Origin of the sequence: Capsulimonas corticalis, from assembly GCF_003574315.2 — a bacterium.
GTDB lineage: Bacteria > Armatimonadota > Armatimonadia > Armatimonadales > Capsulimonadaceae > Capsulimonas > Capsulimonas corticalis.
Window position 1 is genome coordinate 3,298,902 of sequence record NZ_AP025739.1, and the last position, 12,366, is coordinate 3,311,267.

The following is a 12,366-nucleotide window of genomic DNA, read 5'->3' on the forward strand; positions in this document are numbered from 1 at the left end:
GAGATATCATCATGCGACCGATGAACAGGCAGTGTATTTGCCTTGGACTCGCCGCCACCGCCCTTCTGGCGGGGCATGCGAGCTTTGCCGCCCCTACGGTCTCCCTCGCGCCGGTTGACGGCGCCCGGTTCCTTTCCGACCAGCGCTTTGATATCCGGATCGAAGCCGCGCCGGCGGCCGGAGCGGTCACGTTGACTTCGCTCAAAATCGACGGCGCGAACGTGGCCCCGACCTCCACCGACACGACCGGCGTCTACACCGGCTTCAATGTGCGCGGCTACCATGCGCCGATCGCGGCCGGGATGCACACATTGACCGCCGTCGTCGCCGACGGGTCGGGAAGCGTCACCGCGACGGCGACGTTTGAAGTGATTAACCCGCTCGGCAACCGCCGCCCGGCGAAGAACATCATCATCATGCTCGGCGACGGTATGGGCGCCGCGCACCGCACGGCCGCCCGCATCGTGCGCTACGGCGCCGTGAACGGCCGCCCGCTGGGCTTCCTGAATATGGACAAGTTCCCCGGAACCGGGCAGATCTTGACCGAGTCCCTGAACTCCATCATTACGGACTCCGCCCCCGGCATGTGCTGCTATACGACGGGCAACCATGCGTTTAACGGCCAGGAAGGCGTCTACCCCTCGCATCTGGCGAATACGTTCGCCTATCCGCGCGTCGAGTACCTTTCGGAATACATGCACCGCACTTTGGGCAAGTCGACCGGCATCGTCTCGACCGCCGACATTGAGGACGCCACGCCGGCCGCGAACGCCGCGCACACCGGCAACCGAGGTGCTGGAACCGGCATCTGCGATCAGTACTTCGATGAGCGCGGCAGCACAGGACTGACGGTTCTGATGGGCGGCGGACGCCGCTGGTTCCTTCCTTCCTCGGATCCGTTCTCCAGCCGCACCGCCGCCACCGACTATGCGCCGCTTCCCGCCGATATGGTCACGAAGTGGGGCATTCCCGCCGGCGCCCAGGATCCCACGCGCAACTTGATCGCCGACTTCACCGGCGATGGATTTACCTATGTCACCGACCGCACGCAGTTGACCAGCGCCGCCGCGACGAGCGGAACCAAGCTGCTGGGCCTGTTCGGTTACGGCAACATGAATGTCGCGCTGGACAAGGTCGCCAAGCAGCGTAACCCGGGCGCTCTGGGGATCGTGGATGATTACCATGCGCCCAACCAGCCGATGCTGGACGAGATGACCGACGCGGCCCTGACCGTGCTCGCCAAGAACCCGAAGGGCTTTGTCCTGACGGTCGAAGGCGCGCATATCGACAAGCAGTCGCACGCGATGGACGCCGACCGCGCCATCTGGGAGACGATCGAGTTCGACGCCGCCGTCAAGAAGGCGCGCGACTTCGCCGACCGCGTCGGCGACACCGTCGTGATCGTCCTCGCGGACCACGAATGTTCCGGCTTCAGCATCATTGGCGCGCTGAACACCTCCATCGCCAACCTGAAGGCCCTGCCCAGTGATAAGAACACCCTGGATCCGGCCATCCAGCCGAACCGCCAGAAGGTCGTCGGCACCTACGACGCCGCGTCGTTCCCGCACTATGCGATCGCGGCCGACGGCTTCCCGGTCAACTCGGACATCGACGGCAAGCTGCTGGTCGGCTTCGGCGCGAGCGGCGACCGCTACGAGGACTGGCTGACCAAGCCGCTGGTCATTATCGATAGCCTGCTGCCGAACAACATCAAGGCGGAGCTCGCCGGCAAAGGCTACTCGGTCACCCCGCGCGATCGACATCCCGAGAGCGACAACGGCTTCTTCCTGCGCGGCCAAGCCGCGGCGAACGATCAGGCCGTCCATACCGCGACCGACATTCCGATTTCCGCTTATAGCTCCAGCAGCCGCGCCTTTGAACAGTTCATCGGCGTGCAGGAGAACACGGATGTGTTCTTCAAGCTGGCGAAGAGCGCGATGGGCGGATATTAATTCGAAAGGCCACATCCCATGCGTAACCGCATCCTGCGAACTCTGGCCTTGGGAACCGTGCTGGGCGCCTGGGCGCTCGGCGCGGCGGCCCACGCCGATATCACAATCAACTTCGACGACGTTTACGCCGGTGAAGTTGTGAACAATACCTATAGCGCGTCCAAGGGCGTCACGTTTATTGGCGAGGGCGGGGCGTTCTATACCGACGTGCAGGCCATCGACACGACGTCCAGCTCGGCTCCGAACTCGCTCGACGGCTCCAACGGCGCCGTTGACATCCTCTTCGACACAACGAAGTATAAATCGGGGATCGACAAGTTTTCCGTCGATCTCGTTGCGGATCCGCTCGGTTACGGAAGCTCCAACGCAAGCTACGGCTTCTATGACAAGAACGGCGCGCTGCTCTTCTCGCTCGACCATGTCGATCAGACGTTCAGCCATACCCTGACGGTGACCGGCAGCGGAATCCAGAAGGTCGTTCTCGCCGGCGACGCATACTACGATAATGTCAATTTCCACCCCGTCCCGGAACCGGGCACAGTCGCGGCGATGATCGTCGGACTGGCCGGCCTCGGCGCGCTGATGCTTCGCCGAAAGCGGCTTAGCTAACGCGCGTCCTCCTCAAGTTCCTCATAGAAAACCCCGGCGTATCCGCGAGGCGGACACGCCGGGGTTTCTCTTGTGTCTGGCGCTGCCGGAGCGTGGTCACTCCGGCGCTCGCCGCGCCGACAGGCGCAGAAACCGCGTGGTCGTCTCCGTCGTCCGCGCGCGCTCCGCGATGCGCAGCCCCACGACCCAGAGCGGGCCTTGGGAGTCCGCCACGATTGGGATGGCGCCGCGCTGCTCTTGGGGGATCTTTGCGTCCGTGAAGAGGTCCGAAAGCTTCTTGGTTTTTCCGCCCAGGCTGAATGGGGCGATCCGGTCTCCCATCAGCCAGGCGCGCACATGCAGGCTGGCGAGATCGACGCAATCGGCGTCGAGAATCTCGATATAATCGGCGTCGTTTTGTTCGGACGTAAGCTGAGATTCGATCGTCCATCCATTTTTATCGAATACACATGTTCCCGGTGTTGTGAGAGAGGCGAGTTCAACAGTTGGGATGACCACGTTGGGAACGCTCAAATCGATGATGTCGCCTCTGAGGATCAAATGACACGGAGGCCGGGGCGTCACGATTGAATAGGACGCGACCTCGGAATGCGATGCGGCGGCGAGGAAATTGGCGATGTGTTCCTCTTGAATGTCCTGTGACGACTCGCGCAGGCGCGCGAGCGCCATGCGCAATGCCCGGCGCTGGAGCGCCGGCGCGAGCTTTGTCAGCTTTTCCCGATCTAAGAGGATGTGTTTGTCGGTCACCGAAGTTTGAACGCCGTCCAGCGCTTCCGCTGTTTGCGATTGCAGGTAGTCGTCGTCCAGCGCGGCGGTGCGGGAAAGACGGAGCAGAGCGGCGCGGACGCCGGGGGCGTAGTTCGCCTCCAGCTCTGGCAGTAACTCCAGGCGCATGCGGTTGCGCAGGTAGTGGCGGGAGTCGGCGTTGGAAGGATCGCGCCGGGGATTGAGATTATGCTCCGCGCAGTAGGCTTCGACTTCGGCGCGTGTGACGTCGCGCAGGGGGCGGATAATGTCGCCGCGCTGGTAGGGGATTCCGCGCAGGCCCGCCAGGCCCGAGCCGCGCAGGATGCGCATCAGGATCGTTTCGACCTGATCATCCTGCGTGTGGGCTGTGGCGATCCGGTCGGCGCGCATCTGCGCGGCGGCGCGGTGAAGAAAATCGTACCGCGCATCGCGCGCGGCGGCTTGCAGACCCGATGAACTCGCCTGCGCCAGCACGTCTTCGCCGAGAGTTTCGATCGCGCAGGGGATGCCCCGCTCGGCGCAGAACGCCGCGACAAACGCCGCTTCGGCGGCGGATTCCGCGCCGCGCAGGCCGTGGTCCAGATGGGCGGCGAAGAGGGAGGAGATTTGCAGCTCGCCTTGCAGAAGGTGCAGGGCGTGGAGGAGGCTCAGGGAATCGGGGCCGCCGGAGACCGCCGCCATCACGCTTTGCCCCGGCCGCAGCAGATCGTGAAGATCCAGCGTGCGGCGAAGAGTATCCAAAAGCGCCATGGCGGTAGACATTTCTGTGGCGAAGGACGGCGCCGTCGGTTTAAAGCGGTGGGGGCGGCGGGCCGTCGGTCGAGTAGACGTACTTGTCGGCCGCGCTGACCGGGGACGTCCCGGAGCTGGTCGAAACCGTAATATCCACCGTGCCGGCTCCCGGAGGCGATGTGGCCTTTATGGTGGTGCTGGAGACATAGGTGATGCTGGCGGCGCTGCTGGTTCCGAACTTCACTCCCAGACCGCTGCTGGAGCTGCCGAAGAACGCCCCATTGATGGTGATGATCGTGCCGCCGAGAGCCGTGCCAGTCGTCGGGCTGATGCTGGTGACGGCCGGCGCCGGATCGGAGGAGCCTCCGCCGCCTCCGCCCCCGCCGCAGCCGGCGAGCAGAACGATCGGAAGGGCGGCGAGGACGCCCAGGGCGCACACTCGGCGCATCGTCGGATGGATTGCGGTCATGCTGAGTTCCAATTCTTCCAGGTTCTTATTTGATACGGTCCGCGAGAAGACGATTGACGACATCGGGGCGCGCCTTGCCCTTGGTGGCGCGCATGACCTGACCGGTCAGGAAGGCCATGCTCTTGTCGTTGCCGGCTTTGATCTTGGCGACGACGTCCGGGTTCGCTTCCAGGACTTTGTCGACTTCAGCGGCGATTGCGCCTTCGTCATCGACCGCCGCCAGCCCCTCGGCCTCGACGATCTCCGGAGCGCTCTGGCCCGTCTCGAACATCTTTTCCAGGACGGTCTTCGCGACGCCGTTCGTGATCTTGCCGCTGTCGCGCAGCACGATCAGATCGCGTAGCGCGGCGGGCGTCACTTTGGTCTGCGTGATGTCCTGCCCAGAGGCGTTCAGCAGACGCGCCAGCTCGCCGGTGACATAGTTCGCGATCGCTTTGGGATCGACGCCATCGGTCGCGGCGGCCTCATAGAAATCGGCGACCGAACGCGACGATGTCAGCACGGCGGCGTCGTACGGCCGCACGCCGTACTGGGTGACAAAGCGCTCGCGCTTGGCGTCGGGCAGCTCCGGCAGCGCCGCGCGCGCCGCTTCGATGTCGGCGTCGTGGAAGTGCAGCGGGACCAGGTCCGGCTCGGGGAAGTAGCGATACTCCTGCTCTTCTTCCTTGAAGCGCATATGGTAGGTTTCGCCGCGCAGGTCGTTCCAGCCCAGGGTCTCCTGCCGGACGACGCCCCCTTCATCGAGCAGAGCGCTCTGGCGCTCGACTTCGTATTGCACGCCCTTGAAGACGGACTTGAAGGAGTTCAGGTTCTTGATCTCGGTCTTGACGCCGAACTTGTCCGAACCGACCGGGCGGATGCTGAGGTTCGGCTCGGCGCGCAGGTGTCCTTCTTCCATCTTGCCGTCGGAGACGTTCAAGTAGACCAGGATCGTGCGCAGCTTCTCCAGGTACGCGCGCGCTTCTTCCGCGGAGTGCAGGTCCGGCGGGAACTCAGTGACGATCTCCATCAGCGGCACGCCGCTGCGGTTGTAATCGACTTCGCTTTCGTTGCCGCCCGCATGGATCAGCTTGCCGGTATCTTCCTCCAGGTGAACGCGCCGGATATGCACGCGCTTCGACGAACCGTCCTCCAGCGTGATATCCAAGTATCCGCTATGTCCGATCGGATCGTCGTACTGCGAGATCTGGTAGCCCTTGGGGATGTCGGGATAGAAGTAATTCTTGCGCGCGAAGAGGCAGTCCCGCGACACCTGGCAGTTCAGCGCCAGCGCGGTGCGCAGCACCAGCTCCACCGCCAGCTTGTTCATGACGGGCAGAGATCCGGGAAGCCCAAGACAGACGGGACACGTGCGCGTGTTCGGCGCGCCGCCGAACTCATTGGCGCACCCGCAAAACATCTTGCTCTCCGTCAATAGCTCGGCATGGCACTCCATGCCGATGACCGTTTCGTAATTGCTCATAAGGGGTTTTATCCTAAGCGTGATGTTGCCGTTGGGGCGGACACATTACCCCGCACTGAAGTACGGGGCTAGGGGTGGCTTCGCCACCGACCGTCCGTGCCGGACGGAGGAAAAGGAAACGTTGGCGATTGCGCTCTTCCGTCCGGCACGGACGGTCGGTGGTGGAGCCACCCCCAGCCAGGTACTTCAGTGCCTGGTCTCAGCGCGTTGCGATTATTTATTTACAAACTCGCCCGTCGCGTGTGCCAGTCGGTTGACTGCTCGTAGGCATGGGCCGCGCGGAGCAGTATTTCTTCGCCGAAGGCGGGGGCCATGATCTGCAAGCCGATGGGCAGGCCGTTGGTGAAGCCGCAGGGCAGCGAGATCGCCGGGATGCCGGCCATGTTCGCCGGGATCGTCAGGACGTCGCTCAGCTTCATCGCCAGCGGATCGCCGGTCTTCTGGCCGATCGGGAAGGCGACGGTCGGGGCGGTCGGCGAGAGCAGGACGTCGTACTTTTCGAACGCCTGGTCGAAGTCGCGCTTGATCAGGGTGCGGACCTTTTGCGCCTTGAGGTAGAAGGCGTCGTAGTATCCGGCCGAGAGCGCGTAGGTGCCGAGCATGATGCGCTGCTTGACTTCGGGGCCGAAGCCCTCTTCGCGGGTCTTTTCAAACAGATCGATATGGCTGGTCGCGCGGGCGGTGCGATGCCCGAAGCGGACGCCGTCGTAGCGCGCCAGATTGGACGACGCTTCGGCGGGGGCCAGAATATAGTAGGTCGGCAGCGCGTATTCGGAGTGGGGGAGGCTGACTTCCTCGGCGATAGCGCCGAGCGAGACGAGCTTGTCCACGGCCGCGCGCACGGCGTCGGCGATCACGCCTTCGACACCCTGCGCGAAGTACTCTTTCGGAACGCCGATGCGCAGGCCCTTCACGTCGCCCGTCAGCGCCTTGGTGTAATCGGGCACGTCGCGGACGATGCTGGTGCTGTCCATGTCGTCGTGGCCGCTGATCGCGCCAAGAAGAAGGGCGGCGTCACGGACGTCCTTGGTGATCGGGCCGATCTGGTCCAGCGACGAAGCGAAGGCGATCAGACCGTAGCGGCTGACGCGTCCGTACGTGGGCTTGAGACCGACGACTCCGCAGTAGGCGGCGGGCTGGCGGATGGAGCCGCCGGTGTCCGAGCCGAGCGACCAGACGGCCTCGCCGGCCGCCACCGACGCGGTCGAGCCGCCGGAGGAGCCGCCGGGCACGTAGTCCAGGTTCCAGGGATTGCGCGTCGGGAACAGTCCGGAGTTCTCGGTGCTGCTGCCCATCGCGAACTCGTCCAGGTTCGCCTTGCCGACGAACACGCTGCCGGAGGTCTTGAGCTTCTCGACAACGGTGGCGTCGTAGGGCGGGTGGAAGCCGCGTAGGATCTTCGACGAGCAGGTCGTTTCGACGCCGATCGTGCAGAGATTATCCTTGAGCGCCAATGGAATCCCGGCGGCGGCGGAGACGGTTTCGCCGGCGGCGATCTTGGCGTCCACGGCGTCGGCCTGCGCGAGCGCCTGCTCGCGCGTCACGGTCACGAACGATTGGACGCGGGATTCGACAGCTTCGACGCGGTCCAGAACGCTCTGGGCGACCTCGCGCGCGGAGATCTCTTTGGCGCGGATCTTGTCGGACAGCTCATGGGCCGTCAGTTCGAATAGTTCCAAAATGGGTTAGCCCTCCACAATCTGAGGGACGATAAAGCTTCCGTCCCGCTTCTCCGGCGCGTTCTGCAAGGCTTGATCGCGGGGCAGGGAGGGGCGCACGGCGTCGTCCCGGAGCACATTTTGCAGCGGCAGGGAGTGCGACGTCGGCGGCACGTTCTCAGTGTCGAGCTGCTGGAGACGTTCGAACTGCTCCAGGATCCCGTTGAGATCGGTGGTGAGGCGCGTCTTCTCCGCATCGGTCAGCTGCAGCCGCGCGAGGAACGCGACGCGGGAGACTTCTTCCAAAGTGAGTTGAGCGGGCATAGGATTCCTTCGTCGGGGAGACAATCGCGGCTCATGCCGCGTTCTGACCCACAGTATACCCGCCGCCTCCGCCGTGATGACAGCCTTTGGCGCGTTTTTGGCCTCAAAAACGCAAAAAACGCGCTCCGGGAGAGTTCCCGAGGCGCGTTTTTGTGATTGCTATTATGAGGACCGTTCTACGCCTGGGGCGTGGAACGCGGCTTCTTCTTTGGCGGAGGCATCGCTGCTTCCAGCGATTTCAGATCCGACAGGTTTTCCAGGGCAAAATGAAAATCGATGACTTCATTAATATCGATGGGGCCTTGAACAGTGAACTGCTCGCGCTCCTCCGTCGACACTTCAATAGCGACATCCTTGAGGATGCCCTCTTCCCACTCTTCTTGCTTGATAAATTGCTCACCGAGCTTTTTACAGCGCGAACAGCGGAACTTGACGTACACGAAACTGGGACCGAAGAGGCGCAGGTAGTACCCGTGCTGAACGACGTCCTTGGCGATAATTCGCTGGCCGCAGTTACACTTGATCGATGTTCGCATATTACTCATAAGTGTCCACCTCCCGGTTACGTTTCAGACGCAGGCTCTGAATAAAGGCTTGCCGAACGGCAGATGAGGTAAAGTACGGGCGGCGATAGAAACAGGTTTCTCGATCGTAGATCCCTACTCAACTCTCATTATAGCATATATTATGGCGGAACCGCCCCAAAACTTGACTCCGAATCCTGAGTCCTCAAAACCCGGGAATCGGTCTCATTGCGCCAAATTCAATCTGTCGAGCAATATCCCGGCGTAGCTTCAACAAGGCGACGTCCTTCGCTTTCGCCTCCAGCATCATATCGAAGGATCGGCGCTTGTCTCCTTCGACAGCCTCCCAAAAGAGCGCGAATTCCATCGGATCGATGAAATCCGAGTGCGCTTTCGTGGGTGGGACCTTCCATTTTTGGACGGTTTTCGCTCGTCCCGTGTTCCCCGTTTCTTTGGTTTCGACGACATCGAACGACGTGCTGGGGGAGGAGTAGTGGATCTTGGGAATCACGCTCTCCGGCCACGTTCCCAGCGCCGCTGTCAATGCGTCTCGCATGGAAACGCCTTCGGGGTTGAGGCAGAAGTGATGAAGATTGTCGAAAATGACGGGGCATCCGGTCGCTTCGTGAATCTTCATGGTTTCTGAGTGGGAAAAAGAAACGTCGTCATTCTCGACGACCAGGCGGCGTTTCGTCGCCTCCGGTAGATTTTTGTATCTACTGATAAAACGTTTTAAACTCTCCTCGCGTTCCCCGTAGACCCCGCCGACATGAGTCACGACGACCGCTTCCGGTCCGCACCCCATGGAATCGAGGATTTGGGCCTGCGCGTTCAGATCCAGGATCGATTTGCGCGCCACTTCCTCATCCAGGGCGTTCAGGAGAATATACTGCGAGGGATGCAGACTCAGGCGAATATCGTACTTGCGCGCGAGCGCGCCCAGCTCCGCAAGCTCGGAGGCCGCCTCGGTGAGCTGATGATGGAACTGCGGGAGATCGGGATGGGTGAGATAGGGCGCGAAGTCCGACGACATCCGGTACATATGGATATCGCTTTTGTAAAGATAGTGGAAGATCTCGGCGACATATTCGATGGACTGCCGAACGTGAGGCTCGCTCTGCCAGCGCCGGGCGTCGTTCGATTTCAAGACGGACACCGGGTCCACCGTGGTTTGATTGCCGCCTGCCCCCAATACTTTGACCGCAAATCCCAGCCGCATCGTAGCGCCTCTTTTCTGAGTCTCTTATACCCAGAATCGAGGCGCATGGATGGGATGAGAAAAAAAAGTCAGTCTGCTTGATACTTTTAAGATCGTTTCTATGCAGTTACTCTGTGTAACTGATAGGGCGCGCAAATGCTTCGCCCTAAAAGTGAAGTTAGTCGAGTAGCGCGTCAGAAATCGCCGGAGTCGATGCGACTTCGGCGATTGGCTTCAAGTCCTCTTGCCATTGCCGCAGATGTCGTCCGAGGGCGGAGGAAGAGATCAATATCAATCCCGCTCCGTAAAATAAACCCGGACTTATTCCGCACATTTGCCCGATCAGCAGGCAGTCGCCTGGACGTAAATCGCACCGCTGCCGCACCCAGGATGGAAGTGTGATTTGTCCTTGATCATCCACCACTACTATGCTCATTTGTGTTTTCTTCATCGCTTCTGCTTCCGTGATTTCCAATGGCGTTGTCCTTTCAAAGCCGAACTCCCAGATCGAAATTGAATCCCGAGAGATCGAGTCCGCGAACTTTGCCTATTCCTAAATATCGAGCTTCGACAAAAACGCGTTTCCCGACCGTCGCGCCTAAAAAGATGCTGCCGCCCTCCGTAAATCGAGTTCGAGAGTGGATGTCTTCTGTTGGGACACATAATTCTGTGGCGACGATATTGAGCGTGGCCCCCGCATATGGAATAAACGCAGGGCGATGGGTTGGATCAAATGCCCTCAATGCCCGGCGGTACTCAATTCCTATAGGCGCGAGAAAGGCGTGATTGTCTCCCGATTTGTTCGAATAGATGCTCAAATCGAAACTGAGCTTGCCTTGGGAAAGCGCGCTCTTAACCCCTCCGACGCCCAGACCGATTTTGGTCCATGACCCGCCGAACGTGTCGCGTGAGTGTCCACTCGTGGGAGTGAAGATACCAAGATTCACGCCGATAGGCGGAAGCTTTCGCTGTTTTTTCGTGGATGGCTGATCCGCTCCATCCTCTTGAGGGGGCTTTGACTCCGTATCGCCAGTTGCTGTGGGTGTCGAGGATGTGTCCTGAGCCCACGCGGGTGAGGCAATCAAGATGATCAATAGGATCAAAACCGCAGTGGTGAGAGTGTATGGGCGAATTCTTAACTTTGACATGAAACCTCCATTGTTCAATACGGGGCTTTTTAACAATCTGTTACACAGCGTAACAGATTGTCGCAAAGGCAGAAAGTTTCATCACTATCATCGGTGATTTGCGGCGTTTGCGTCGCTGGAAGTTCACGCGATGATATTGATGAGAACGTAAATCGGAACGAACCAGAGCCAGAAACGCGAGGATGGATGATGGTTCGGAGGATTTGCCAGGTCATGGGCGCGCGCCAGCAGATCGTAGGTCTCATTGCGTTCGGTAACGGAAAGAGGCCGGGCGAACGCAGATCCGAATTCTAGGGAGGCGGAGCCCCCGCCATGTTCGGCGAAGGCCAGCAGCGCGCGCGTATAGCGGACACGTCCAACGGCTGCGGAGGCCTGGCGGTCGCAGACGCGCTCCGCCTCAAACTCCGCCTGGGCGAGAATAGGCTTCCAGCCGGGAAAATACCAGAACAGCCGTCGCATTCCGTGAAGCAGAAAACGCAGCAAGGGATCACGTCGTCTGGCATGCGCGCGTTCATGCGCGACCACCGCGTCTCGATGTTCGCTGCGCCAGATGGGAGCGCTGATAAAAATTTGTGGACGCACCAATCCAAAGGTAAAAGCCGTCCATGCGGTCGTTTCTAGAATCCAGAGGCCCGGGCCGGCGCGTCGGGGCAGACGAGAGATCGCGAGCGCCGCGCGCGCGTAGTCGAGGATCCCGCCGCCGACCGCGAAGATATGTCCAGAGATTCGAATGCCCATCAAAACGGTGAGCGCCGCGAGCAGCAGGCATGGGGTCTGATCCGTGACGGCCGTTGGAGGATGACTTAAGTAAATGGGCGGCGCATGTATTCCTTGATGATTAAGCCCGCCGACGCCAACGGAAATGCTATGGATCAGATCTTCGCGCCAGTTCGGTTCTACTCGGACCCAGACTTGGCAGGCGACTGGGAAGAAAGCGAGCCACCAAAGAACGCGGCATCGCTGTTCTGGATCGGTCATACCCGCGCGCGGGACAACCCAGCGCCAGACGGCGTAGATACACAGCGGCGCGAGTAAGCCCACGAGCAGGCGCAGCTGTGGAAAGAATGGCACAATCAGCATTCGTGCTTACTCCGATTCGATCTCACTCAGCAGCGCGCGTAATTCTTCCAGCCGCTCCGGCCTTTCTTTGAGAAGATCGGCAAACTGGCTGATTGCGGTGGACCCAAATCCCGTCAGCAGGCTGTCCAGCATTTTTCGCGATACCTGTGTCTCCAGTGTTTCCTGAGAGATCGCGGCTCGATAGACATAGGCGCGTTTGTGGAGTGTTCTTAGCAGCAGCTCTTTTTCGACGAGGCGCGCCATGACGGTCTTGACCGTCTCATAAGAGATTTGCGATTCGATACGCTCATGCACTTCAGAAACTGTGGCTTCGCCTAACTCCCAGACCACCGACATGATCTGCCGTTCCAGCGTCCCCAGGACGCCGTCCAGCCCATTCTTATTGATTTTATACTGGCTCCACATCTCTTTTTCCTCTGGTCCGTTACTTTGTGTAACAGATATTGCTAATCACTGGGCGCCG

The 12,366-nt window shown here is 60.7% G+C and carries 13 protein-coding genes; 2 read left to right on the top strand and 11 right to left on the bottom strand.

The features are described 5' to 3' along the window. Nucleotides 1-11 precede the first annotated feature (11 nt). A complete protein-coding gene (locus tag D5261_RS13985) occupies nt 12-1,952 on the top strand; it encodes an alkaline phosphatase (protein ID WP_119320700.1) in 1,941 nt (646 codons plus the stop codon). A gap of 18 nt (nt 1,953-1,970) precedes the next feature. Then, the gene (locus D5261_RS13990; protein WP_119320699.1) at nt 1,971-2,561 is read left to right on the top strand and encodes a PEP-CTERM sorting domain-containing protein; all 591 of its coding nucleotides are present in this window, start codon (nt 1,971-1,973) and stop codon (nt 2,559-2,561) included. Between the two features lie 96 nt (nt 2,562-2,657). Here D5261_RS13990 and tilS read toward each other — a convergent pair whose 3' ends face one another. From tilS to D5261_RS14045, 11 genes are all read right to left on the bottom strand, one after another. Further along, the gene (tilS, locus tag D5261_RS13995; protein WP_165864075.1) at nt 2,658-4,058 is read right to left on the bottom strand and encodes a tRNA lysidine(34) synthetase TilS; all 1,401 of its coding nucleotides are present in this window, start codon (nt 4,056-4,058) and stop codon (nt 2,658-2,660) included. A 40-nt stretch (nt 4,059-4,098) separates the two neighbouring features. Next, the gene (locus D5261_RS14000) at nt 4,099-4,509 is read right to left on the bottom strand and encodes an IPT/TIG domain-containing protein (RefSeq protein WP_218025548.1); all 411 of its coding nucleotides are present in this window, start codon (nt 4,507-4,509) and stop codon (nt 4,099-4,101) included. 25 nt (nt 4,510-4,534) lie between these two features. Then, entirely contained in the window at nt 4,535-5,971 is a 1,437-nt protein-coding gene (gene gatB, locus D5261_RS14005) for an Asp-tRNA(Asn)/Glu-tRNA(Gln) amidotransferase subunit GatB (protein ID WP_119320696.1), read from the bottom strand. 221 nt (nt 5,972-6,192) lie between these two features. Beyond that, entirely contained in the window at nt 6,193-7,650 is a 1,458-nt protein-coding gene (gene gatA, locus D5261_RS14010; RefSeq protein ID WP_119320695.1) for an Asp-tRNA(Asn)/Glu-tRNA(Gln) amidotransferase subunit GatA, read from the bottom strand. A gap of 6 nt (nt 7,651-7,656) precedes the next feature. Then, on the bottom strand, nt 7,657-7,953 hold the full coding sequence (gatC, locus tag D5261_RS14015; RefSeq protein ID WP_119320694.1) for an Asp-tRNA(Asn)/Glu-tRNA(Gln) amidotransferase subunit GatC: 297 nt from the start codon (nt 7,951-7,953) through the stop codon (nt 7,657-7,659). Between the two features lie 176 nt (nt 7,954-8,129). Further along, nucleotides 8,130-8,489, bottom strand: coding sequence for a hypothetical protein (locus D5261_RS14020; RefSeq protein WP_125205902.1), 360 nt, complete (start codon nt 8,487-8,489; stop codon nt 8,130-8,132). 193 nt (nt 8,490-8,682) lie between these two features. Continuing rightward, the gene (uvsE, locus tag D5261_RS14025) at nt 8,683-9,696 is read right to left on the bottom strand and encodes a UV DNA damage repair endonuclease UvsE (RefSeq protein WP_119320692.1); all 1,014 of its coding nucleotides are present in this window, start codon (nt 9,694-9,696) and stop codon (nt 8,683-8,685) included. A gap of 157 nt (nt 9,697-9,853) precedes the next feature. Then, nucleotides 9,854-10,150, bottom strand: a complete 297-nt coding sequence (locus tag D5261_RS14030; protein ID WP_125205901.1) for an AbrB/MazE/SpoVT family DNA-binding domain-containing protein — start codon at nt 10,148-10,150, stop codon at nt 9,854-9,856. Nucleotides 10,151-10,163: 13 nt separating this feature from the next. Continuing rightward, entirely contained in the window at nt 10,164-10,823 is a 660-nt protein-coding gene (locus D5261_RS14035) for a hypothetical protein (protein WP_125205900.1), read from the bottom strand. Between the two features lie 123 nt (nt 10,824-10,946). Continuing rightward, entirely contained in the window at nt 10,947-11,903 is a 957-nt protein-coding gene (locus D5261_RS14040; RefSeq protein ID WP_119320691.1) for a M56 family metallopeptidase, read from the bottom strand. A gap of 6 nt (nt 11,904-11,909) precedes the next feature. Then, nucleotides 11,910-12,308, bottom strand: a complete 399-nt coding sequence (locus D5261_RS14045) for a BlaI/MecI/CopY family transcriptional regulator (RefSeq protein ID WP_119320690.1) — start codon at nt 12,306-12,308, stop codon at nt 11,910-11,912. Between the last annotated feature and the right edge of the window lie 58 nt (nt 12,309-12,366).

Bases quoted from the DNA above. Each gene is read 5' to 3' on its own strand.
- D5261_RS14045 (WP_119320690.1), bottom strand. From the start codon at position 12,308: ATGTGGAGCCAGTATAAAATCAATAAGAATGGGCTGGACGGCGTCCTG.
- uvsE (WP_119320692.1), bottom strand. From the start codon at position 9,696: ATGCGGCTGGGATTTGCGGTCAAAGTATTGGGGGCAGGCGGCAATCAA.
- D5261_RS14035 (WP_125205900.1), bottom strand. From the start codon at position 10,823: ATGTCAAAGTTAAGAATTCGCCCATACACTCTCACCACTGCGGTTTTG.
- D5261_RS14000 (WP_218025548.1), bottom strand. From the start codon at position 4,509: ATGACCGCAATCCATCCGACGATGCGCCGAGTGTGCGCCCTGGGCGTC.
- D5261_RS13990 (WP_119320699.1), top strand. From the start codon at position 1,971: ATGCGTAACCGCATCCTGCGAACTCTGGCCTTGGGAACCGTGCTGGGC.
- tilS (WP_165864075.1), bottom strand. From the start codon at position 4,058: ATGGCGCTTTTGGATACTCTTCGCCGCACGCTGGATCTTCACGATCTG.
- D5261_RS14020 (WP_125205902.1), bottom strand. From the start codon at position 8,489: ATGCGAACATCGATCAAGTGTAACTGCGGCCAGCGAATTATCGCCAAG.
- D5261_RS14040 (WP_119320691.1), bottom strand. From the start codon at position 11,903: ATGCTGATTGTGCCATTCTTTCCACAGCTGCGCCTGCTCGTGGGCTTA.
- gatB (WP_119320696.1), bottom strand. From the start codon at position 5,971: ATGAGCAATTACGAAACGGTCATCGGCATGGAGTGCCATGCCGAGCTA.
- D5261_RS13985 (WP_119320700.1), top strand. From the start codon at position 12: ATGCGACCGATGAACAGGCAGTGTATTTGCCTTGGACTCGCCGCCACC.
- gatC (WP_119320694.1), bottom strand. From the start codon at position 7,953: ATGCCCGCTCAACTCACTTTGGAAGAAGTCTCCCGCGTCGCGTTCCTC.